The organism is Virgibacillus kekensis (assembly GCF_042654125.1).
Classification (GTDB): Bacteria; Bacillota; Bacilli; order Bacillales; family Amphibacillaceae; genus Lentibacillus; species Lentibacillus kekensis.
Map to the genome: position 1 here is coordinate 253,226 of NZ_JBHSFU010000004.1, position 24,497 is coordinate 277,722.

The following is a 24,497-nucleotide window of genomic DNA, read 5'->3' on the forward strand; positions in this document are numbered from 1 at the left end:
ATCCAAAGGCTATTAATTGATGACCAGTACACCAATCTGAGAAAAAAAGTGCGAAAAGGGAGAATGATTTGTATGGAATTTAGAGGAGCAAGCGCTTATGACCAAAAGGACTTTTTTTCAAATTATATTAAGAGACGGGATAGAAAGGACAGTCCCAACAATGCTATCGAGAGGCCTATTATTTATGAACTCATTGGTGACTTTCTAAATAAAAGTATCTTAGACTTAGGATGCGGTGATGCCTCATTTGGAAGAGAATTACTAAATCAAGGTGCTGTGTTTTACACTGGAGTAGAAGGTTCCAAACAAATGGTAGCAGCTGCAAATATTAACTTGGCTAATGAAAACGGGATAATTCATCACAAGACTATGGAATCATACATTTATCCAACGAACAAATTTGAAATCGTGACTTCTCGTTTTGCAATACACTATGTCTCAGATATTCATTCACTGTTTCAAAATGTGCATAAAGCCTTAAAAGATAATGGTAAGTTTGTGTTTAGTGTCCAACATCCCCTCACTACTTCATCTTTTATAAGCAAACAAACAGGAGATAAGCGTGGAAACTGGGTAGTTGATGATTATTTTAATGAAGGGGAAAGAAAAGAACCTTGGATTGAACAAATAGTAGTAAAATACCATCGCACAATAGAACACTACTTTAAAACACTCACTAAATCTGGTTTCTCAGTAGTTGATCTACGCGAAGGAATGCCAAAGCGCGAACATTTTACAAATGATGAGGAATTCTCAAGAAGACTAAGAATTCCACTCGTACTAGTTTTTTCCTGTACCAAGTGAGCAATTGAAGATAAAAAACTGCACATCTAATTGTTAGATAGTCTCCAACAATTGAAGTGCAGTGCAAATCCATGCGATTTCTTGCAATCTGCGATACCCGTTACTCGTAGAATGCTGTTTTTTTCTATAATTAGTAGAAATCAGGCAATACGGTCGATTTCTTTTTTCATATGATCATCCGAATATTTTGTACCATACTTGGCTACCGACACTTTATAAAGAATTACTCCAAGCAAGACCCATAGCCCGACTATTACCCATTCATACGGCCAAATCAACGCCGATGGCATTCCAGGCATATAAAGTGTCGTAATACCTCCAGACATAACGACTGCAGCCCAGCCAATTGCGGTTCCACCACGGAGTTTAAACGGACGCTTCATCTCCGGCGATTTTTTTCGTAAAATAATAAAGGAAACTGCAACCATAAACCAGGCTACTACCAGACCAAGTCCTCCCGCATCCACGAGCCAGACAAGAGCCGGACGACCGAGTAAAGGAGCTACGGTTGAGAATGCTCCAATCAGCAAAATCGCTTTATGTGGGGTATTGTATTTTGGATGCAGATCCCCCAATGACTTAGGAAGCATACCAGCCCGTGCAAGTGCATAGATTGCCCGACTTCCACCCACATAAAAGCCAATCCAGCTTGTTAAAATACCGCCAATCCCGCCAAGAACAAGAATATTGCCCATCAGCTGGCTTCCGCCAAATGCTTTAGCCATTGCGTCCGCAGTAACAAGATTAGATGCTCCTACCTCCTCTGGACTTAGTACTCTGGAGACTCCAAAAATCACGGCGATATACCATACTACCGCAAGCACTACAGATATAATCAGAAGCTGTCCGATTTTTTTCTGTGGAAGGTTGATTTCTTCAGCTGCCTGCGGAATAACGTCGAAACCAACAAACATGAATGGTGTCATAATTATAACAGTCAGAATGCCGGCAATTCCTTTTTCAAACAGTGGCTGCATATTGGCAGTATTTCCTCCGACAGTACTTCCAGTAATCAACATAATCCCTGCTATAATAATCAGTAAGGTAAAGATAAAGGTTACCGCTGTAGTCAACTTGATTCCACGGTAGTTAATCCAGGTAATCAAAAGCGACCCGGCAATTCCAATCCCCGCCCATGTGGCTGTTACATCCCAGCCGGCGATTGTATACAAATAACCTGTACTATAACCGGGTATCAGGTATTCAAATACTGTGGGAAGTGCAACAGCTTCGAACGCAACAACCGAAACATAACCTAAAATAATTGCCCATGTTGCAATAAATGATGCGGTTCGTCCCATAGCCTTGTACGTATAAACATGCTCACCCCCAGCAAGCGGCAGAGCAGATGCAAGCTCAGCATACGTCAAACCTACAAGTACCACCAGCAGCCCGCCGATTGCGAATGCTAGAATCGCGCCCATCGAGCCAGCCTCGGTAATCCATAATCCGGTTGTTACCACCCAGCCCCAGCCAATCATGGCGCCAAACGCAAGTGCAAGTACATCTTTGTTACCCAGGATCTTCAACAATTTTCTTTCATTCATTGCGTTCCCTCCTAGTAAGTTGATTGGTCTATTTCTAATATTCTGATATTAGAAAACTTGGCTTATCGCCAAGCTTTAATGGCGAAAGCCTTAGTTGCACTTATGCAGTAAGAAAGTATTTATACTTTCTTACCTGCTAAAAAAATATGCTACCCCCTTTGCTATATAAAATTAGAATTATATTTATGCAAATCTCTGATGTTTTATTTATGAGGTATCCGGGAGAGCGCAAATACTCTCCACAGTTGAATAGCAATTGGACAGCGGGTTCCCTTAAATCTTTCTATCTAGTTCCTTCTTTTTATTCACGCTAATTAAATCGCTTTCAAAATTAACGTTAAGTAATTTTGCCGATTGTCGACATTGTATATTATTAGTATAGGTTAATTCATTTTTTAATGTCAAATACTTTTTTAATTATTTAAAATATTCTACAGAAAAATGATTCATGAATTTTATAAAAATATGAACAAAAGCACTAGCGCGTCTGTCGAACCAACATCTTATACAATATGGCAAAAAGACAACGCTTCAAAAGAAACGTTGTCCAATTAAGCAGTAGATTCATCTGATTGCAAAGTGAAAATAGTCAGTTCCGGAGCACAATTTATCCGTACAGGAAAATAACTGAAACCGATTCCTTTATTTACGTAAAGCTTTTTGTCGTCAAAACCATGCCCGGTAATCCACCCGGCAGCATGGACTAAATCCCGTGGTGTATACGTTAGCCATGTCCAGTCTGGAGTTAGAGGAATTTGGATTTGTCCACCATGGGTATGTCCGGCCACTGCAAAAGAAAAAGCATTGTTTGGAATCTTTTCAATTGTATCCGGATGATGCATTAGAACCATACGAGGGGCCTGCTCCTCAACCGTGGCAAACGCCTTTTCAGGGTTCGCATTGTTTGGAAATTTCGCTCCCATTCCGACAAGATAGAATGGATTCTCTTCAGTAGCAAGCTGCACAGATTCATTTTTAAGGACTTCTATGCCCAACCCCTCCAGCATCCCGGTTAATTTACGGGCAGCTTCTTCATTGGGATCTGCCTTCAGCTTCTCCATTCCGTAATCATGATTTCCTAAAACAGCATAAACAGGGATATCTGTTTTGGTCAACGGCTTCAGATAATCGGCCACTGTCTTCAGATTTTCGTTCAAATCATCCTTAGGTTTATAAATGAAGTCACCCAATAAAAGGACCGCTTTCGGTTTTCGGTCCACGATTTTATCGATCACGCGGCGTGCGGCTGCCGTATTATTTGCCCACATTCCGGTCTGAAAATCACCAACAACCGCGATCTCTTCACCTTCCCACGACTCCGGCAGATTGCGTACAGTAACAGTTTCTTCCTCAGTATCAATCAGATAAGGTTCCACTGCTATTCCATAAATAAGAACAAGTAGAATAAGAGCACTAATTATATAGAATAACTTTTTTATCTTAGAACGTTTCTTCTTTCTCCCTGCCACTAATCCACAACCTCCTTGAAAAACCACAAAAAAACCCCGATTAAGGGTTGATCAATTATTGATATTACTTATTTACCACCAACCCACCAATCGCAAACATGCCTGGTTCTGCAAAAAATAGAGGCCGGGACATAACTAATACTTGTTTTTCGATAGACGAACATACTAGGGTGGGAATCTTGGAATGTTATCCTTCTACAGTTTGATTAATGTCGGAATAGATAGAAACTGCGACATAACAGCCGTACCTACCGCTACGTCAGAATACTTCGCTTTCCGGGGGCACGGCCTCAGCCTCCTCGCGGAAAGAACGCCGCTGCGGGGTCTTCGGACTCGTGCTGTTCCCCCAGGAGTCTACGCATTCTGCCTGTGCTAATAGGCGTTTGGCGTTGATATAAGTATAAATCAACTTCAATCCAGCGACGGAAATACATGGAGACTCCAGCGGGAAAAGCAACAGCTGAAAATCCCGCAGGAAGTGGTCTTCTTCCGAGGAAGTTGAAGCGTTGCCCGCGGAAAGCGGAATGTATTTCCGGAGCGAAGCTACGAGTTACGTCGCAGTTTATAGATTATACGAAGTTTTACTAACATAAAATCTAAACTACCTTATGGATAGTTCGGATTTTATATGACCTATAAATTTTTGTCCCGGCCTCCTTATTCTGATTCCTTCTGATGCTCTTTTATAAATTCAATACATTTATCGGCAATCAGTTCCTTGTCATTGTCCAGTGTTGCAACATGGTAACTGTTCTCCAATCTGACAATGTCTTTATCATCAGAATTAATAGAATCATAGATGACCTGCGAGTTTTCTGGCGGGACCACATGGTCCACATTCGAGGATACAACCAAAGCAGGAGTTTTTATCTGAATCAAATCGTCGGCTACCTGTTCTGACAAATCAATAATTTCCTTCATGGAGCGCACCGGAGTCTTTTTGTATGCAAGCTCCTCTACACCCTCCTGCTTAATATCCGAGCCGATTCCGTCAACAAATCGTGTGTCCGTGTCCTTCAGTTCATTGTAGGTTTGGATTAAATCCGGCATATGTGTGGCGGCATTAATTGGAACAATACCCTTGATGCCCTCCTGTTTTTCTGCCAGGTACAAAGTAAGGGTGCCACCCATCGATAGTCCGGTCACAAACACATCATCACATTGTTCCTTAAGTTTCTCCAGCCCGCGTTCGACATCCCTGGTCCAGTCTTTGTACGATGCTTTTTCCATATCTTCGGGGTCTGTCCCATGACCGGTCAGCCGTGGCCCGAATACTGTATATCCTTCTTCAGCAAGCCGTTCTCCAAGATAGCGCATACTCTGTGTTGTGCCGGTAAATCCATGGATAACCAACACTCCTGTTTTATTACCCGAAAAAAATAATTCCTCTGCATCTTGCATGACATTCAGCGAATCACTCATTGATATCCCTCCATCCTTTTTACCTTGAAATTATCTAAATATTAATGTAACTTTATTTTAACAGAAAGTGGTGCTTTTCCAAATTCATAAGGAGGCTAATAATGAGCAAGAAAGGTTTTTTTGAAAAACTTAAAAATATCGGCCCAGGTGCAATAGTGGCCGCAGCAATTGTTGGACCAGGAACCGTTACAACCGCTTCTCAAGTCGGAGCACAGTTTGGATATGTGCTGATTTGGGCACTGGTATTTTCAATAATAGCGACTATGTTTCTTCAGGAAATGACAACACGGCTAGGCGTCGTAACACGGATGGACCTTGGGACAGCTTTCCGCCGTCAGTTCGATAACCCGGTCTTGAAAACACTCACTATAATTTTGATCATCTCTGCGATTGCAATTGGTAATGCTGCCTATGAAGCCGGGAATATTACCGGTGGTGCGATCGGCCTTGCAACTGTAACAGGTATTCCGGTTAATGGTTGGGCAATCGTAATCGGTATATCTGCCGGTTTACTTTTATGGTTCGGAAACTACAAATTAATCGAACGCGTCTTTGTTGGGTTAATATTGCTGATGAGCTTCAGTTTTGTCATCACTGCAATTGTCGTACAGCCTGACATTGGCGATATCTTTGCTGGCTTTGCACCAAGAATCCCTGACGGTACGACTTTACTTGTTATCTCACTGATAGGCACTACAATTGTGCCATATACATTATTCCTGCAATCTTCCACAGTTCAGGAGCGGTGGAGTAGTAAAGAGGGGTTGAAAGAAAGCCGTTTCGACATCATCTTTTCTTTATTTATTGTAATGATTATTTCTGTTTCAATTATCGTCTCAGCAGCAGTCGCTTTCCCGCTCGGGACCAGTATCAGTAATCCTGCCGACATGGCTATCCAGCTGGAACCGTTGCTTGGTTCCTGGGCGAAATATGTATTTGCGATTGGAATCTTCGCCGCTGGTATCACTTCATCGATGACAGCCCCGCTTGCCGCTGCATATGCAACTGCCGGAGTGCTTGGTTGGAGCAGCGACTTAAAATCTACCCGCTTTCGGATTGTATGGGTCATTATTATCCTAGTGGGGATTATTTTCTCCAGTATGGGATACAGCCCAATTCAGCTGATTCTCTTTTCCCAATACGCTAACGGACTTATTTTACCGATAATCGTATTGTTCCTCATGTTTGTAATGAACAACAAGCGTTTGCTTGATGAAAACGTAAATAAGACATGGCTTAATATTGTGGGTTGGACAATTTTTGCAATAACTGTATTGCTATCGCTTAATTCCTTTGGGATAATAGGATAAAAGAAAAGGTGGTCGTTTCATGAGTAATAATCCAGTTGATATCCTATTTAACGCATACCAGCAAAATAAGCCAGTTTCCAAGGAAAGTGTTGACCCGGAAATTAGTAAGTCAGATGCGTACGCTATTCAGCACCAATTGACTGAAAAAAAGGCCGCCGAACTGGACGACAGAATTACCGGCTATAAAATCAGCCTGACCAGCGAGGAAACGCAGGAGTTATTTAACTCCACAACACCATTATACGGAGCGCTTACTGCAAAAAGTATTTCCAATGGCATGATTAATCTTGATGAAATGCTCTCTCCCCTCCTTGAAATCGAATTGATGTTTACTGCGAAAGAGGAATTGACAACAGCTGATGACGAACAGTCAATTCTTAAAAAAATGAGTATCGCACCAGGCTTGGAAGTTCCGGATTCACGTTTTACCGACTGGTTTCCTAAGGTAAGTCTTGGACAGGTAATCGCCGATAGTGCAGTTGCCGGTAAAATTGTAGTGGGGAATCCGCTCGACGATTTAACGTACGAGCAGCTTGAAAATATAAATGCTGTCCTGTTCCATAACGGAGAGAGAATTGCAGAAGGTCCTTCTACCGAGGTGCTGGGCAACCCGGTAAATGCAATCAAGTGGCTGATTGAGGAACTCGATAAAACTGGACGGAAGATTGAAAAGGGCATGACTATATCGTCAGGTACTTTTATTTTGCCGAAAGTGCTTGAACGCGGGGAATATGTCGTAGATTTTGAGAATGTAGGCAAAGTAAGTTTAAAAGTCTCCTGAACTACTAAGAAGTAAAAACCCCCGGGACGCTGAATTACCAACGTTCCGGGGGTTGCCTACCGTCAAGCAGTGACATTTAATGCACCTGCCAGTTGTTGAATTTTTGGAAGTGCTCCGATATCCATGTTACCACCACTGACAATGACAGCGCAGTGCCTGGATGAAATTTGATTACTGTATTTCATAAGAGCTGCCAATGAAGCAGCACCTGCTCCCTCCACCAGCATCTTATTCCGCTCAAGCATATAGATTATTGCCGAAGCAATCTCTTCATCACTTACTTTCAAAATATCATCAACATATCGCTGAATCAGTGGCAGGGTTCGTTCACCCGGCTGCTTAACCGCAATCCCCTCTGCAATCGTAGAGACTGAATCAACAACGGTCCTTTTATTCTGATGAAAGCTATTATACATTGCAGACGCACCTGACGCCTGGACACCGATCACCCGGATGTTACGGTTTACTTGTTTGGCGGCGGCAGCAATTCCGCTGATTAAACCTCCACCTCCGACCGGCACAATAATGGTATCAATCCGATCTTCCTGCCGCAGCATCTCCAAGGCGATTGTTCCCTGGCCAGCCATGACATCATAGTCATCAAAGGGGTGGATATATACTGCCCCGCACCGTTCCTGCTGAATTTTGGATGCCTCATATGCCTCCTGGAAGGTTTCTCCAGTCAGCACCACCTTAGCCCCATAGGATTTAGTTGCATTCACTTTTGCCACTGGAGTGGAATCAGCCATATAAATGGTTGCCTTGACTCCCAACTTTGCAGCTGCATGGGCAACTCCTTGCGCATGGTTCCCGGCTGAGGCTGTTATCACTCCATTTTTTAATTCATCCTGTGAGAGCTGCATCAGTTTGAAGCTTGCACCCCTGAACTTGAATGCCCCTGTTTTTTGCTGGTTCTCCATTTTAAAGTAAACATGTTTTCCGGCTAACCGGTCTGTAGTTGTTGAGGTAACCAGCGGCGTCCGATGTACAATTGGCGCCAGTCGTCTCAATGCCTCGTGGACCGTCTCACCTGTTAAGCAATTCCCAATTAACTCACGCTCCCTGTATTATTGTTTTAACTGTCTTGTATTGCAGTGGAGGCGCAAATCCTCTCTCCTGGTGTCATTATACTTCACTGCAGCACTCTCTATGCTAATACTCTATCTTTGCTCATATGCTAGAATTTTATCTTCCAACTGTAATGTCAATGCTATCTCATCCCAGCCATTAAGTAATTTTTCCCGATGATGGGCAGGGATTTCAAACGGTATATCTTTCTGATCGTCACTAGAAATAGTTAGTTTTTCCAAATCTACCGTTAAAACAAGACTAGAAGATTTTGCCGCTTCCATCCACCGTTCCACCTGCTCCTCTTCCACTTGCACGGGCAGAAGCCCATTTTTCAATGCATTATTATAGAAGATATCCGCAAAACTTGGGGCAATTACCACTTTAAATCCATAGTCTAGTAGTGCCCATGGTGCATGTTCCCGGGATGAGCCGCACCCAAAATTTTCTCCAGCAAGCAGGATTGATGCATCCTGATAAGCATCCAGGTTTAGTGTGAAATCCTTTCGCTTATTTCCCTCATCATCAAATCGCCAATGGTAAAAAAGAAATTGTCCGAATCCGTTTCGTTCAATCCGTTTGAGAAATTGCTTGGGGATGATTTGATCGGTATCGACATTGGTCCGATTCATTGGACATACAATGCCGGCATGTGTTTGTACAGCTTCCATGATTCCACCTCCTAGTTAAGTACTCCGGCATATTGCCTTGCATCTACAAACCTACCTTCAATTGCAGCAGCTGCCGCCATTTCCGGGCTCACCAAATGGGTACGGGACCCGTTTCCTTGTCGACCCTCAAAATTCCGATTTGAGGTGGAAGCACATCTGCCATCAGGAGGTACCACATCATCATTCATTGCAAGGCACATACTACAACCGGCCTCACGCCACTCAAAACCTGCTTCTTTAAAAACAGTATCAAGCCCTTCTTTTTCCGCCTGTAGTTTAACACCGAATGAACCTGGGACGACAATCGCCCTAACGCCCGGCTTTACATTCTTTCCCTTTACAATACCTGCAGCTTTCCTGAGGTCACTAATTCTTGAATTGGTGCACGACCCAATAAACACATGATCGATTTCAATTGAGGAAATCGGCTGATTTTCTTTTAGACCCATGTATTCCAATGCGCGCTGGACATCTTCTTTATGATCGACCTCATTTAAATCAGGGGTCTTCCCACTTACCGGAACACACATCCCTGGGTTCGTTCCCCACGATACCTGTGGTTCAATTTCTCTTGCCTCGATTGTTACAGTCTTATCAAATGCAGCGCCTTCATCAGTTGCCAAATCAAGCCATTCCTCAGCTGCTTTGTCAAAGTCTTCTCCTTGCGGTACATGAGCCCTTCCCCGGAGGAATTCAACTGTTTTTGCATCCGGGCTGATCAGGCCCGCCCTGGCACCGGCCTCGATGGACATGTTACAGACGGTCATCCGCTCTTCCATCGATAGATTTCGGATAGCATCGCCGGTATATTCGATTACATATCCAGTGCCAAACCGCACTCCGAACTTAGCAATAATGGCAAGAATGAGGTCCTTCGCAGTAACCCCCGGTCCTAACTCACCTTCCACTTGGACATTCAATGTTTTGGGCCGGTCCTGCCATAACGTCTGCGTTGCCAGTACATGTTCCACTTCACTCGTCCCGATGCCAAACGCAAGTGCACCGAATGCACCATGGGTTGATGTGTGACTATCACCGCATACAATTGTCTTTCCCGGTTGGGTGAGCCCAAGCTCTGGTCCGATAACATGGACAATTCCCTGATCCGGATGATTCATATCAGCTAATGCAATCCCGTTCTCCATACAGTTTTCCCGCAGTGTTTTCATCTGCTTCTCCGCTGTCTTATCCTGAATAACTTCCCGGTTCCGCGTTGGAACATTATGGTCCATCGTTGCATACGTTAGATCCGGTCTGCGTACTTTTCGGTTGTTCAGGCGCAAACCTTCAAACGCCTGCGGAGAGGTCACTTCATGAACCAGATGCAAATCAATATAAAGCAAATCCGGCTTTTCCTCTTCTGCATGCACAACATGTTTTTTCCATATTTTCGACACAATCGTTTCGGGTTTTCCCAATTCATTCCACCTCCATTAATTAGACATACATGTTACAGATGCTATTTGACACATTTATCGTTGTTAAGTTTTCGACAACCACTTCGGTCATTTCCTTGGTAGTTACCACTTTCCCGCCTTTTATCTGTAAGTCAGGTGTATGGTATCCTTGTTCAAGACTGTCGTGGACCGCTTCTTCGATTTCAGCTGCTTCTTCTTCCATACCGAATGAATGCCTGAGCATCATTGCAGCAGAAAGAATCATGCCAAGCGGATTAGCGATTCCCTGTCCTGCAATATCTGGTGCTGAACCATGTACCGGTTCGTACAACCCAACTCCATCAGACCGTACACTAGCAGATGGCAGCATCCCAAGTGATCCAGTCAGAACCGATGCCTCATCACTCAAAATATCACCGAATAGATTTTCCGTAACAATAACGTCAAAGCGATTGGGCTGGGTAATCAGTTTCATAGCAGCAGCATCAACCAATAAATGCTCTACCGTAACATCAGGGTATTCCCGGCTTTTTTCGTCGACAATTTCGCGCCACATCCGGCTCGATTCCAGCACATTGGCTTTATCGACAGATGTCAAATGCTTCTTCCGCAGCCGTGCGCTTTCAAATGCCTTATCGATAATCCGCTCCATTTCATTCCGTTGGTAATAAAGTGTATCAACCACCGCGTCGCCATTTTCACGCCGCTCACTTGGTTTCCCAAAATATAGGCCACCGGTTAGTTCGCGGATAAGCAAGATATCACTGCCTTTAATCACTTCTTCTTTAAGTGGTGAAGCATGAAGGAGCGAACGGTATCCTTTAACAGGCCGAAGATTCGCAAACAACCCCAATGTCTTACGGATACCGAGCAATCCTTTTTCCGGACGCTGATCTCCTGGAAGAGAGTCCCATTTCTTTCCGCCTACCGCGCCAAGCAAGATGGCATCCGCACCCTGGCAGGCTTTCACGGTGTCTTCCGGTAATGGCGTACCATAAAGGTCAATTGCCTCACCACCAATGGCATGCTGATGAAATGTGAAACTGTGGCCGAATTCGCTTGCAACCGTGTTTAATACAATCTTTGCTGAATCGATAATTTCTTTTCCAACCCCGTCCCCCGGAAGCATGATAATTTGCTTGTTCATGAAACTCTCCTCCCCTTTTCGGTTATGTGTACATATACTTCATTGCGATTTGGGACCGCTGTATTATTTCACGGCTTCTTTACGTCTGCTTTTTGCTTGAACCAGATAGCGGTTAACTGCATTTAAAAATGCATTTGCCGATGCCTCGATAACATCCTGTGCAGACCCTCTGCCATTCATTGGTTCTCCATTTACAATCAACTGTACATGTGATTCTGCAAGTGCGTCTTTCCCGCCACCCACAGAATTAAGCTGATAATCCACCAGTTTCAGTTCTTCTTCAACCAGCATATCCAGCGTTTTGTACAGCGCCTCTACACTTCCCTGTCCGGTACACGCTGTCTGTACAATGCCGCCTTCGGGAGTCTTCAAGCGTACTGTGGCAGTTGGAATGTTCGCTGTTCCGTATTGAACTTGGAACATTTCCATTTTGTATTTCTCCACGGTCGATGTATCCGTTTGTATTTCAGTTAGTATTGTAAATATATCATCATCCGTGACTTCCTTTTTCCGATCGGTCAATAGTTTGAACTGGTTGAACGCTTCTTTTAGTTTCTCATCAGATAAATTGTATCCGAGTTCCTCCACTTTTCCCTTGAACGCATGCCGGCCGGAGTGTTTTCCAAGAAATAACGTATTTGAGTTTACGCCGACTAACTCCGGCGTTATTATTTCATATGTCGATGCATGTTTGAGTACCCCGTCCTGATGGATCCCTGCTTCATGAGCGAATGCATTGCGTCCGATAACCGCTTTATTTGCCTGCACATACATGCCAGTCAATTTTGCGACCAAATCACTCGTGCGTTTGATTTCATTCAGCTTCAGCCCTGTTTCATATGGATAATGGTCAGCGCGGATTTTCAGTGCCACCGCTACTTCCTCAAGTGAGGCATTTCCGGCCCGTTCACCAATGCCATTGATTGTTCCCTCAACTTGTGTGGCCCCATTTTCCACTGCAGCAATCGAATTGGCAACGGCCATCCCCAGGTCATTATGGCAATGACAGGAAAGGTTTACCCGGTCAATGTTCGGCACTGTCTCTTTAATATAGCGGAACAATTGTCCATATTCAGCTGGAGTCGTATACCCTACCGTATCTGGCAGGTTAATAACAGTTGCGCCTGCATCAATAACCCGCTCAATAATTTGCGCCAGGAAGTTCCAGTCCGATCGCGATGCATCTTCGGCCGACCATTCCACCTGTGGGAATCTTTCCCGGGCGTAACCGACCATTCTTTCCGCAGTATCGATAACCTGCTCAGGCGTCTGCTTCAATTTGTATGTCATGTGAATCGGTGATGTTGCCAAGAAAAGATGCAAACATGGCTCGGCAGCACCCTTCAGTGCTTCCCATGCGGTATCGATATCCGATTTAACCGTCCGGGCAAGCCCTGTTACCGATGTATCTTTTATCGTATCGGCAATCATTTTCACAGCGTTGAAATCCCCTTTGGAGGAAGCAGGGAACCCTGCCTCCATCCGGTCAACTCCAAAGCGTTCAAGCTGCTTGGCAATCTCCAATTTTTCCAGCTGATTCAGATTAACACCAGGGGATTGCTCGCCATCTCTTAACGTGGTATCAAATATCTTAATTTGGGACATTGACTTTCACATCCTTTTGTTTAGTTTGGATCGGTTGTTCAACAAAAGGCATTAACTCACGTAACTCCCTTCCAACCTGTTCAATGAGATGCTGATTTTCCCTTTTGTTTGTTGCATTGAATTTTGGACGGTTCGCCTGATTTTCAAGAATCCATCCTTTAGCAAATTCACCTGACTGGATATCTGCAAGAACTTCCTTCATCCGCTCTTTTGTCTCTTCGTTGATCACACGCGGTCCGGAAACAAAATCACCCCATTGTGCTGTATCAGATACGGAGTACCGCATGTTCTCAAGACCACCTTCATACAGCAAGTCAACAATCAGTTTCACTTCATGGAGACATTCAAAATATGCAACCTCAGGCTGATACCCTGCTTCGGTTAGTGTTTCAAACCCTGCTTTGATTAAATTGGTGATACCTCCGCACAGGACTGCCTGCTCCCCGAACAAATCAGTTTCGGTTTCCTCCTGGAAGGTTGTTTCCAAAACTCCTGCCCGTGCTGCACCGATTCCCTGTGAATAGGCAAGCGCAAGATCTTTCGCGTTTCCGGTAACATCCTGTTGTACACCGTAAAGTGCTGGAACCCCTGCGCCTTCCACAAATGTGCGACGAACTAAATGTCCGGGTCCTTTAGGCGCGACAAGAAAAACGTCTACATCTAGCGGGGGTACAACCTGGCTAAAATGAATATTAAAACCATGGGCAAATGCGATTGCACTTCCGGACTTCAAGTTAGCCTGAATGCTCTGGTAGTACACGGTAGGCTGCTGTTCATCCGGCAAAAGAACCATGACAACATCTGCTGTCCGAACTGCATCCGCAACCGGCAGCACTTCAAAACCATCCTGTTCCGCTTTTTGCTGCGATTTACCTGGTCTTAGCCCAACCACCACATCATATCCGCTGTCACGCAGGTTCAACGCATGTGCATGCCCCTGGGATCCGTAACCGATTACTGCGATTTTCCTCTGCTTCAATACCTCTTGCTGGATATCTTTTTCATAAAGAACTTTTGCCATTTAAATCTCCCTCTCCATTTAATATTTATCAACCATGCTTACTTACAGCGTAAGTGTGTTAATCTCAGTAACGTGCTTTGGCTGATGGCCCCGCAGAAAAGCGGTAACCCCAGTCTTCGTCATTTCTTTAATTCCATAGGGCCGAAGCAATGAAATTAATGCCTCAACTTTATCTGGCTTTCCAGTTACCTGGATTGTAAGGCTATCTTTACTGACATCGATAACCGACGCCCTAAATGGGGCAATTATCCCCTGTATTTCCGTCCGTTGCTGTCCACTCCCACCAACTTTTATAAGCGCCAGCTCTCTGGCCACGATTGCTTTATCCGTAATATCCGATACTTTTAAAACATCAATTTGCTTATTTAGCTGTTTGGTAAGTTGCTCTAGTTTTTGGTTGTCACCGACCTCCACGACAAATGTCATTTTTGAGATTCCCTCTGTCTCCGAACTGCCGACTGAGATACTTTCTATATTGAATTGCCGCTTATGGAGCATTCCGGTTATCCGGTTTAAAACCCCTCCCCGGTTTTGCACCGTTGCTGTTATTATCCGTCTCATCTAGACACTCCGATCATTTCGTGAATTCCCTTGCCTGGTGCAATCATCGGGTATACCGCTGTTTTTTGAAGTACCCGGCAGTCGACAACGACCGGCCCCTCATAGGCAAATACATCCTTTAGGACATCCGGAACCTGTTCCTCCGTTTCAACTTTGACTCCTCGTACGCCGTAGCTTTCAGCGAGTTTTACAAAGTCAGGGTTTTCCGTGAATATCGATTCCGAGTATCGTTCTTCATAAAAGCTCTCCTGCCATTGCCTTACCATTCCAAGTGCCTGATTATTAACGATTATCACTTTAACTGGAAGATTTCGTTCCTTGATAATCGACAGTTCTTGAAGTGTCATTTGAAATCCGCCGTCCCCGACGATTGCTACAACCAGGTCTTCCGGTTTTCCGAGCTGTGCCCCGATGGCTGCTGGGAAGCCGAATCCCATTGTTCCAAGTCCGCCTGACGTAACCCAGCGATTTGGCTTATCGAACTTATAATACTGTGCCGCCCACATCTGATGCTGCCCAACGTCGGTAGTTACAATTGCTTCGCCTGACGATATCTGGTATACCTGCTCAAGCAACCATTGCGGCGAGATTGCTTCCTCTGTTCGTTCATACCAGAGCGGATAGTCAGTTTTGTTCCGATGCAGTTGAGTATGCCAACCAATACACTCAGTACCTTCAATCGGTGCTTTCAAGAGTGCCAGCAGCGCCTCTTTTGCATCGGCGACTACAGGGATATCAGTTGGAACATTCTTGCCGATTTCCGCAGGGTCAATATCAATGTGTGCAACTTTGGCGTTTGGCGCAAAGTGTTTCAGATTACCGGTCAGACGATCATCAAACCTTGCGCCTATGTTAATCAGCAGGTCGCATTCGGCGATTGCCATGTTTGCTGTATAGGTTCCATGCATCCCGGCCATCCCTAGAGAAAGGGCGTTGTTCCCCGGAAAACTTCCTAACCCGAGTAATGTATTTGCGACTGGCAGTTGGTACTCCTCGGCAAACTCCTTAAGTTCCTCGGAGGCCTTAGCAAACAATACACCTGCCCCAGCCAACAGCAGTGGTTTTTGAGCACGGCTTAGTGCCTCGGCAAGCTTGACAATCTGTAATGGATTTGGATGTTTGGTCGGCTGATATCCCGGCAGATAAAATTCACTGTCATAACTCCCGGAAGACACTGCAGCAGAAATATTTTTTGGAATATCCACCACAACTGGCCCTGGTCTTCCAGTGGAAGCGATATGAAAGGCTTCTTTAACAACTCTCGGCAAATCTGACAAGTCATTCACCTGGTAGTTGTTTTTGGTAATCGGAGTCGTCAGTCCCATCACATCTGCCTCCTGAAACGCATCGGTTCCAATTACACTATTTGCCACCTGACCCGTAAAAACAACAAGCGGTAAAGAGTCCATCATCGCGTCAGTAATCCCGGTAATTAAATTTGTCGCCCCCGGACCCGACGTTGCGAGTACTACTCCAGGCTTGCCGGTGACACGGGCATACCCTTCAGCAGCATGGACTGATCCTTGTTCATGGCGGGAAAGCACATGCTGGAATGGAGCCTTTTTCCGGTACAGTGCGTCGTAAATCGGTAAAACAGCACCACCTGGATATCCGAATAATGTGTCTACACCAGCATCAGCCAATGCATCAATAAGTAAATCAGCACCTGTCACCTGCTCTTTTACAGCTTTCACTTCCTGCTTTGCCTCCACTTTCACTGCAGCATACCTCCTTTAAAAAATTTATAAAAAAAGACCCTTTTCTCCCACAAATCTGCATGAATACAGAATTATTGGGGAGAAAAGAGTCATCTTTTCACGGTACCACCCAGTTTTCACAGCATCCTCGCGAACACTGCCTTGCAAGGCTGAACATTCAGCCTCTGTGATAACAGGTACAACCAGATGCACCTGGCCTGATCTAGTTGGAGATAACCTCCGTTCAACCCGGCACTCCGAGATGATGTCGGAACAAAATGGACTTCCGGGCTTCCAGCAACCCCGGCTCTCTGTAAATCCATTTGCCTTGTTCCTTTTTTCTCTTCATCGCGTTAATTTTATACTTTTTTTTCGAATTGCCTTCTAAGTTTCAGTTTTTCGAATTCTTGATATTGCCGACAATCATATACCGTTTTTGAAGAAGGGTCAAGGGGTTTTCAAGAAGTTTTTTGACACTTTTGATAAATGCAAAAAGTTGTATGCGTTTACATATGTGACAGACCAACATTTTAGCATTCTAAAATTTTTTTGTTAATTTTTTATTACACCTCGCATCTACACAAATGCAGTTCACATCTACCATGGCGCAGGTCGGAGGACATTATTCCTATAAACTTTTCTTTGACTTTTTTCGAGATTTTGTTGCTCTATAATAATCTCCAAATATAGAATGCAAAGCAGAATTAATATGGCTTTCTGACCACGAAACTGGAATATACTCGCTTTCACCACTCCGGGTGCAAGTCCAACATCTGTTCAAGCTAAAGCTTTCACAGTGTTTCCTTTGCCGTTGGGCTCACCACGAGGCCTCCTCGCTCACCAAGAACGCTCGCTGTGGGGTCTCTTAGGATCCGTTGCCCCACAGGAGTCTCGCATGTTCCATCTGCTGGTGTTACACAAAACGTTGCTTTTATCCGTCGTGTCGCCGCAATATGCGTTAATTCACAGTATATAGTGAACAAATTTAGCGTAGGAAATACACGGAGACTCCTGCGGGAACAGCGACAGTGTGAAGACCCCACAGTGAGGTACGAACGAGGAGGCTGAACCGTCGCCCGCGGCAAGCGAAGTGTATTTCCGGAGCGGAGCTACGCTGTTATCACAGTTTATAGATTTTCTGCTAAAAGCAACAATGTTACAGAATACAGCCAAATAAAAAGATAGCCGCGTTTTATTCCGCGACTATCGTATTCTGCAGGTTGACCCGCTCGACCTGCAACCCCTTGGAATCTATTTTTATTGGCATAACTTTATATTCAGGCAGCAAGGTTGTCATATGCTTTGCAATCCGGGGGCCATATCCTTTTGGAGCAAATGAGACCATTGTCGGTCCCGCTCCACTAATAGCAGACCCATAAGCTCCAAGTTGGCTGGCTTCCCGCCTGATGATCTGGTAGTTTGGAATATATGGAGCTCTATATGGTTCATGAAAACTATCAAGCTCTATCATTCTTCCGGCAAGTTGATAGTCCCCTTGCAATAGGGATGCAATCATTAAATTACCGACAGAACTTGCCCTGGCAGCCTGACCCCTCGAATAGTTTTCCGGCAGAATTCGACGGGCCTCCTCAGTCTTCAGTTCGGTCTCTGGAATATAAGCTATTAAATCCAGCTCAGGGCCAGGTACGGAGATATATTCCACCTGATCATCGTGTGAAACAGCGGTAACCATCAGCCCACCAAATAACGCCGGAGCAATATTATCCGGGTGTCCCTCAATTTCAGTCCCATATTTGAGTTTCTGCGAGTCTGACAGATTCAGATCACAAAGCTGGTTTGCCAGCTCAATTCCCGCAAGAGCAGCCGAGGCACTGCTGCCGAATCCTCGGGCTAAGGGAATTTCGCTTGTTACGAGCACTTTACACGCCGGCAATTCTTTGTTGTGATATTCGGCTGTACGGCGTGCGATCTGATAGATAAAATGATCCGTATATTCCGCAAACGTAGGGAGGTGACTTGATTTGTGCCGGATTTCCCACCTATCCTGTTCGCTCACGTCCAATATCAAAAAACAGCTTACCGCAACGCCAACTGAGTCAAAGCCTGGTCCGATATTCGCCGAACTGGCTGGCACAGTAATTCTGAGAGGACTCATTTTCTCACCCATTCTGTTATATATGCTGCCACCTGCTCCTCATCATTTGGGAGGGAAACGGGTTCTACACTGACCTGATCAAACGCAGTCTGTGGGTCCTTCAGTCCATTCCCGGTCAAAACAGCAACAACTTTACTGCCAGGGGCAATTTCCCCTTGCTTGCACTGCTGGATAACACCTGCAATCGAGGCACATGAACCAGGTTCTGCAAATATTCCTTCTTTCCGAGCGAGCAGCTGGAATGCCTCTTTGATTGCATCATCGGTCACCGAATCGATTTTTCCTTGTGATTCATCCCTTGCAGAAACAGCAAGATCCCAGCTTGCCGGATTCCCGATGCGAATTGCTGTAGCAACAGTCTCCGGATTGGGAATCACTTTATTTTTTACAATGGCGGCCGCTCCCTCAGCTTCAAATCCGAACATGCGGGGGAGACCGGTCTGCTTCGCTTCATGATATTCTTTAAACCCACGCCAATAAGCACTGATATTCCCTGCATTTCCAACCGGTATAGCAAGGAAATCAGGAGCCGTTCCAAGTTGGTCGCAGACTTCAAAAGCAGCCGTTTTCTGGCCCTCAATCCGATACGGATTCACTGAATTAACAAGTGTGACTGGTGATGTTTCACTTACCTTACGGACCATTTTCAGTGCATTATCAAAGTTCCCGTCAATTTCAACGACTTCCGCTCCATACATCTTCGCCTGGGCAAGTTTTCCGAGTGCGACTTTCCCTTTTGGAATGACAATGATGGTACGCATTCCTGCCCTTGCTGCATATGCGGCAGCTGAGGCTGATGTGTTACCGGTTGATGCACAAATAACAGATTTACTTCCTTCCTCGATCGCTTTTGCAACCGCCAGCACCATCCCCCTGTCTTTAAACGAGCCGGTTGGATTAGCACCCTCCACTTTACCGTACAATTCGATACCCAGTTCTTCTGATAATCTTGGGAAATGAATTAGCGGTGTGTTCCCTTCTCCAAGTGACAGTTTTGGTGTCGCTTGATTAACGGGCAAGAATTGTTTGTATTGTTCCATTATCCCTTGCCATATCATGAGTTCAGCCCTCCTTCAATCCGAAAGCAGCTCTTAACACCAGTCACCACTTCAGTTTTTTCAAGTTCCTCACGGGCGGCATCTATTCTATCGAGTGTCGTTTGATGGGTTACCACAATTATTTCTGCGAGACCACTGTTATCACTCTCGTTTACCGGATTCTGCAGGATTCGCTCAAAGCTTATATCCAATTTGTTAAATAATGACGCGATTACGGTAAATGTGCCGCTCCTGTCCTGGACCTGGAGCCTGAAGTAATACTGGCCGTTACGCTGTTCGGGCTCTTTTAATACCTTTTCAAACCGAGGTGCAATCACCTGTTTACCATTCACCCCGAGGATCATATTTCGGATTACTGCCACTGTATCCGAAAGCACCGCGGTGGCAGTCGGCAGGCTGCCAGCACCGGGTCCATAAAACATCGTTTCTCCCATTGCCTTACCGTAAACATAGACAGCATTATTCTCATTTTTCACTGCAGCCAGCGGATGTGTGTTAGGGAGGAAAGCAGGTTCGACACTCAGTTCCACTCGGTTATCCTGAAAGTGCGCCCGACCAATCAGTTTCATTGTCAATCCCAGCTGTTTACCGAACTGTAAATCGTCAAGTGCCAATTGCTCAATTCCTTGCACTTCAACATCCGCTAAATCTACCGGGATTGAAAAAGCAAGCCGTGCCATAATCGCCATTTTTCTGGCAGCATCCATTCCACCAACATCGCCTGCCGGATCTGCTTCCGCAAAACCAAGCTCCTGGGCCTCCTTGAGTGCAGCCTCATAAGATACACCCTCATCATCCATCTTGGTCAGAATATAGTTTGTAGTCCCATTGACAATGCCCATTATGCTTTCAATCCTATCAGGCACCAAACCATCCTCGATTCCCCGTATAATCGGAATCCCACCTGCCACGCTGGCCTCGTAGTAGAGGTCACATCCATTTTCCAGAGCCGCTGATTGAAGTTCCGGTCCATGTAAAGCCATCAAATCTTTATTTGCTGTAACGACATGTTTACCTTTTTCAAATGCACGAAGAATGTAGTTACGCGCCTGCTCAATTCCCCCCATCACTTCAATCACGATACCAATTTCCGGGTCATTCAGTATCTCACTGGCATCGTTTGTAAGCAGCTCAGGGTTAACCTGGACCTCCCGTGCCTTCTGCAGATCATAAACCAGTACACGCTTCACTTTTACACCACGGCCAAGCTTATGAACAAGCTCATCTTGATGAGCCTCGATCAGCTGATGAACACCTGATCCTACTGTTCCAAATCCTAATAATCCTACAACCATTTCTTTTTCCATACACTCACCTCATTTAGTTTTTTGCCCCTAGAGAGCAATTATCTGACTTCCGTCCTTGCAAATCCGCTTACGCAAAATCTATCATGCAATACAGTAACAGCACGCTTTAACTCATCGGCGACAACAACCATTCGGATAGATGTTTCACTCGTTTTGGCCTGCAGTACTTTAATCCCCTGTTCACTCACTTCAGTCGTCATTCGAGACAGAAGTAAGTGGTCATCCAACCCGTTCCCTATGACGGCAATTCTGGCACAATGGTCCACGATTTCAGGCTGTAGATTCCGTTCTCTCAACCTTTGCAATATATTACCGATATGTTGTGATGAAACCGTGAGCAGGAGATTTCCATCCTTGACCGTTGCCACTTCAACAGGGATCCCTGCTCCGTTAATCTCCTCCTGCATGACTGTTCTCACCTTTTGTATAGCACCTCTGCCTCTGACGCTAATTTGACTCATACCCGATGCATGGGTTATCCCAATGATCGGTTGGTCGGGGAGTCCTTTATTTTCAGGTGCTGTTATCAAAGTTCCGCCCGCTAAATCGTACGTGGACCGCACGTAAAGTGGTATAGTAGCCTTCATTGCGATTTCAACAGCCCGCGGATGAATTACTTTTGCTCCCTGATTAGCAAGGTTGCACACATCCGAGTATGTTAACTTGGTTAATAATTTCGCAGTGGAAACCATTTGCGGGTCTGCTGTCATTATCCCGTTGACATCCGTGAAAATCTCCACCTTTTCAGCTTGAAGCGCAACACCCAGTGCTGCAGCAGTTGTATCACTACCACCCCTGCCAATCGTTGTGACCTCTCCTTCGGTCGTTTGTCCCTGAAATCCGGCAACCACCACTGCATCATGGCTTCCAAGTTCTTTTCGTATCCGGGTGGTGTCTACATGCTCGATTTCGGCCTGTAAATGGTCACCAGTAGTTCTGATCCCTGCCTGTGCACCTGTCAGCGTTGTTGCGTTAATTCCATTCGTTCTCAGCACATCGGTCAGTACTACCCCTGCAATTGTTTCACCGCAAGACATCAGCAGGTCTTTTTCCCGGCCCAGGGTGGCACTGCCAATCAGACTTAGCAGTGTATCAGTTGCATATGGATCGGGATTTCGCCCGATTGCGGAGACAACAACAACCAACTTGGCGTTTCGCTCAACTGCAGCCTTAACATGTTCCACTGCCTTTGCTCTGCCATCCGGCGTTTGTAACGACGTACCTCCAAATTTCTGTACAGCAATTGCCATCTTCCCACCCCTTTTTTTAAAAATAAAAAAGACTCTTCTCTTCCCATAATTCTGCTTAAGTCCAGAATTAATGGGGAGAAAAGAGTCTACTTTTCACGGTTCCACCCAGGTTTATAGCAATCTCGCGACTACTACCTTGTGAGGCTGCGAACAGCCCGCTTTGATAACAGGTGCATGTGAATGAACCTGGCCCAGCCTACTAGGAAATCCGTTCGACCCGGCACTCCGGGATGGTGTCAGAACAAACTGTAATTTCGGGTTCTCAGCACCCCCGAATCTCTGTGATTACACTTTTGCTCCTCGTTCCCGTCATTGCGATAACGGTATTTATTTTTGATATTGCGGAATATCATATAACGATTTCCTCCGAAGGTCAACAGTTTCTGTAAATTTTTTTCGATACTTTTGATTTATTAAATATTGTGTATACGTTTCCATTGCTTTATCTTCAAGCAGGAAATTGATAAATTACAATTTGGTTACATTTAATAACTGCCTCATCGGTTCAGTCCAAAAAATCAGTAACAGCCCCTTTTGATGAACAGGAAACATTATGGGCATATTTCCCCAAAATCCCTTTCTTGTACAATGGAGGTGCAGACCAATTCTGGCGGCGATTTTTCAGTTCCTCATCGGTTACCTCGAAGGAAATCTCTTTTCTATCCGAGTCAATCGTCACAATATCGCCCTCTTTTAACAGGGCTACAGGTCCGCCTGATTGCGCTTCCGGGGCAATATGCCCGACTACAAGCCCATGTGTTCCTCCGGAGAACCTGCCATCGGTCAGCAATGCAACCTTCTCACCAAGCCCTTTTCCGACCAAAATTGCGGAAATAGATAGCATTTCAGGCATACCCGGCCCGCCTTTAGGACCAACATAGCGGATTACCAGGACGTCACCTTCATTGATTTTGTTATCCATCACCGCAGCTGTCGCTTCCCGCTCCGTGTCAAAGACCCTCGCAGGGCCGGTATGCCGTTTCACTTTTACCCCGGAGACTTTTGCTACAGCGCCACTTGGTGCTAAGTTCCCCTTTAGAACAATCAGCGGTCCATTTGTGCGTTTTGGCGAATCAAATGGCATGATTACGTCCTGTCCCTCTGAAAGAGAAGGTGCCTCCGCCAGATTCTCTGCGACTGTTTTTCCGGTTACTGTCAAACAATCCCCGTGAAGATAGCCGGCATCATGGAGAAGTTTCATTACTGCCTGGACCCCGCCAACACGGTGAAGATCCTGCATGACATACTTCCCGCTTGGTTTTAAATCAGCTAGATGCGGGGTTTTTTCCTGAATCCTATTAAAGTCATCAATTGTTACATCAACCTCAAGTGCATGCGCGATTGCCAGAAGGTGAAGAATAGCATTCGTGGACCCGCCAAGTGCCATTACAACCGTAATTGCATTTTCAAATGCTTCTTTTGTCATGATATCTTTTGGATAAATTCCTTTCTCCAACAAATGATAAACCGCTTCTCCAGCCGCAGCACAATCGGCTGCCTTTGCTTCTGATTCCGCGGGATTGGAAGAACTTCCCGGCAGACTCATCCCCATCGCTTCGACTGCAGAAGCCATCGTATTCGCTGTATACATGCCACCGCAAGCTCCGGCACCAGGACAGGCACTACACTCAATTCCCCGCAACTCATTGTCATCAATGTCACCGTTGTTGTGGCGTCCTACTCCTTCAAATACCGATACGATATCGATGTCCTTGCCATTATGTCTGCCGGGCGCAATCGTACCACCATAAACAAACACAGCAGGCACGTCACTGTTCGCAATTGCGATCATACATCCTGGAATATTTTTATCACACGCGCCAATCGCTACGAGCCCGTCCAGATTTTCTGCCCCAACCACCGTTTCAATTGAGTCCGCAATTACGTCACGGCTAGGCAAAGAATAGCGCATGCCCTGTGTACCCATGGAAATACCATCAGAAACAGTTATCGTGTTGAAAATCAGCGGTACACCGCCTGCTGCCCTGGAGCCGTTTTTGGCACTCACAGCCAGATCATCAATGTGTATGTTACAAGGAGTAACCTCACTCCATGTGCTGGCTATCCCAATCATCGGCTTCGTGAAATCCTCATCCGAAACGCCCACCGCTCTAAGCATGGCCCGGTTTGGCGCCTTCATTGATCCCTCACTGAACACCTTACTATTAATCCGTAAATCTTTTGTCATTCTCAATCCCGCCCTTCATCAAAGTTTATAGATTTTATTTTGTTGACTCTATTCGTAAATCGCAGTTTCTATAAACTG

20 protein-coding genes are annotated in these 24,497 nt (G+C 45.3%); 3 read left to right on the plus strand and 17 right to left on the minus strand.

Annotated features, from left to right (window positions below; all coding sequences use genetic code 11):
• Positions 1-72: 72 nt before the first annotated feature.
• Positions 73-804, plus strand: a complete 732-nt coding sequence (locus tag ACFO3D_RS05605; RefSeq protein WP_390293668.1) for a class I SAM-dependent methyltransferase — start codon at positions 73-75, stop codon at positions 802-804.
• Positions 805-944: 140 nt separating this feature from the next.
• Here the strand turns inward: ACFO3D_RS05605 and ACFO3D_RS05610 are convergent, their stop codons facing one another.
• From ACFO3D_RS05610 to ACFO3D_RS05620, 3 genes are all read right to left on the minus strand, one after another.
• A complete protein-coding gene (locus tag ACFO3D_RS05610) occupies positions 945-2,351 on the minus strand; it encodes an APC family permease (protein WP_390293670.1) in 1,407 nt (468 codons plus the stop codon).
• 551 nt (positions 2,352-2,902) lie between these two features.
• Positions 2,903-3,820: a metallophosphoesterase gene (locus tag ACFO3D_RS05615; protein ID WP_390293671.1), complete on the minus strand. Its 918-nt coding sequence runs from the start codon at positions 3,818-3,820 to the stop codon at positions 2,903-2,905.
• A 657-nt stretch (positions 3,821-4,477) separates the two neighbouring features.
• On the minus strand, positions 4,478-5,242 hold the full coding sequence (locus ACFO3D_RS05620) for an alpha/beta hydrolase (RefSeq protein ID WP_390293672.1): 765 nt from the start codon (positions 5,240-5,242) through the stop codon (positions 4,478-4,480).
• A gap of 101 nt (positions 5,243-5,343) precedes the next feature.
• On the opposite strand from ACFO3D_RS05620, the gene ACFO3D_RS05625 reads away from it, so the two are divergent.
• Both ACFO3D_RS05625 and ACFO3D_RS05630 read left to right on the plus strand, forming a co-directional pair.
• Positions 5,344-6,552, plus strand: coding sequence for an Nramp family divalent metal transporter (locus ACFO3D_RS05625; protein ID WP_390293673.1), 1,209 nt, complete (start codon positions 5,344-5,346; stop codon positions 6,550-6,552).
• A gap of 19 nt (positions 6,553-6,571) precedes the next feature.
• Complete coding sequence (locus ACFO3D_RS05630; protein ID WP_390293674.1) at positions 6,572-7,333, plus strand: 2-keto-4-pentenoate hydratase; 762 nt, start codon at positions 6,572-6,574, stop codon at positions 7,331-7,333.
• Positions 7,334-7,395: 62 nt separating this feature from the next.
• Here the strand turns inward: ACFO3D_RS05630 and ilvA are convergent, their stop codons facing one another.
• From ilvA to ilvD, 14 genes are all read right to left on the minus strand, one after another.
• A complete protein-coding gene (gene ilvA / locus ACFO3D_RS05635; protein ID WP_390293675.1) occupies positions 7,396-8,343 on the minus strand; it encodes a threonine ammonia-lyase in 948 nt (315 codons plus the stop codon).
• 150 nt (positions 8,344-8,493) lie between these two features.
• Positions 8,494-9,072 (minus strand): 3-isopropylmalate dehydratase small subunit, encoded by a 579-nt coding sequence (gene leuD / locus ACFO3D_RS05640; protein ID WP_390293676.1) that lies wholly within the window; start codon positions 9,070-9,072, stop codon positions 8,494-8,496.
• Positions 9,073-9,083: 11 nt separating this feature from the next.
• Complete coding sequence (gene leuC, locus ACFO3D_RS05645; protein WP_390293677.1) at positions 9,084-10,490, minus strand: 3-isopropylmalate dehydratase large subunit; 1,407 nt, start codon at positions 10,488-10,490, stop codon at positions 9,084-9,086.
• 19 nt (positions 10,491-10,509) lie between these two features.
• Entirely contained in the window at positions 10,510-11,616 is a 1,107-nt protein-coding gene (leuB, locus tag ACFO3D_RS05650) for a 3-isopropylmalate dehydrogenase (protein WP_390293678.1), read from the minus strand.
• 63 nt (positions 11,617-11,679) lie between these two features.
• Positions 11,680-13,221 (minus strand): 2-isopropylmalate synthase, encoded by a 1,542-nt coding sequence (locus tag ACFO3D_RS05655; RefSeq protein ID WP_390293679.1) that lies wholly within the window; start codon positions 13,219-13,221, stop codon positions 11,680-11,682.
• Complete coding sequence (gene ilvC, locus ACFO3D_RS05660) at positions 13,208-14,242, minus strand: ketol-acid reductoisomerase (protein ID WP_390293680.1); 1,035 nt, start codon at positions 14,240-14,242, stop codon at positions 13,208-13,210. Before ilvC ends, ACFO3D_RS05655 begins: the two co-directional genes overlap by 14 nt.
• 42 nt (positions 14,243-14,284) lie before the next feature.
• Positions 14,285-14,803, minus strand: a complete 519-nt coding sequence (ilvN, locus tag ACFO3D_RS05665; RefSeq protein WP_390293681.1) for an acetolactate synthase small subunit — start codon at positions 14,801-14,803, stop codon at positions 14,285-14,287.
• Entirely contained in the window at positions 14,800-16,521 is a 1,722-nt protein-coding gene (gene ilvB / locus ACFO3D_RS05670) for an acetolactate synthase large subunit (protein WP_390293682.1), read from the minus strand. The genes ilvN and ilvB overlap by 4 nt, the downstream gene beginning before the upstream one ends.
• Before the next feature lie 116 nt (positions 16,522-16,637).
• Positions 16,638-16,823, minus strand: a complete 186-nt coding sequence (locus tag ACFO3D_RS05675) for a hypothetical protein (RefSeq protein WP_390293683.1) — start codon at positions 16,821-16,823, stop codon at positions 16,638-16,640.
• Between the two features lie 869 nt (positions 16,824-17,692).
• A complete protein-coding gene (gene thrB, locus ACFO3D_RS05680; RefSeq protein ID WP_390293684.1) occupies positions 17,693-18,616 on the minus strand; it encodes a homoserine kinase in 924 nt (307 codons plus the stop codon).
• The gene (gene thrC, locus ACFO3D_RS05685; protein ID WP_390293685.1) at positions 18,613-19,674 is read right to left on the minus strand and encodes a threonine synthase; all 1,062 of its coding nucleotides are present in this window, start codon (positions 19,672-19,674) and stop codon (positions 18,613-18,615) included. The genes thrB and thrC overlap by 4 nt, the downstream gene beginning before the upstream one ends.
• Positions 19,671-20,981 carry a homoserine dehydrogenase gene (locus tag ACFO3D_RS05690; protein WP_390293686.1) on the minus strand — a complete coding sequence of 437 codons (1,311 nt, stop codon included), beginning with the start codon at positions 20,979-20,981 and terminating at the stop codon, positions 19,671-19,673. Before ACFO3D_RS05690 ends, thrC begins: the two co-directional genes overlap by 4 nt.
• A gap of 38 nt (positions 20,982-21,019) precedes the next feature.
• Positions 21,020-22,231: an aspartate kinase gene (locus ACFO3D_RS05695; protein WP_390293687.1), complete on the minus strand. Its 1,212-nt coding sequence runs from the start codon at positions 22,229-22,231 to the stop codon at positions 21,020-21,022.
• A gap of 505 nt (positions 22,232-22,736) precedes the next feature.
• Positions 22,737-24,419 carry a dihydroxy-acid dehydratase gene (gene ilvD, locus ACFO3D_RS05700; RefSeq protein WP_390293688.1) on the minus strand — a complete coding sequence of 561 codons (1,683 nt, stop codon included), beginning with the start codon at positions 24,417-24,419 and terminating at the stop codon, positions 22,737-22,739.
• Positions 24,420-24,497 lie beyond the last annotated feature (78 nt).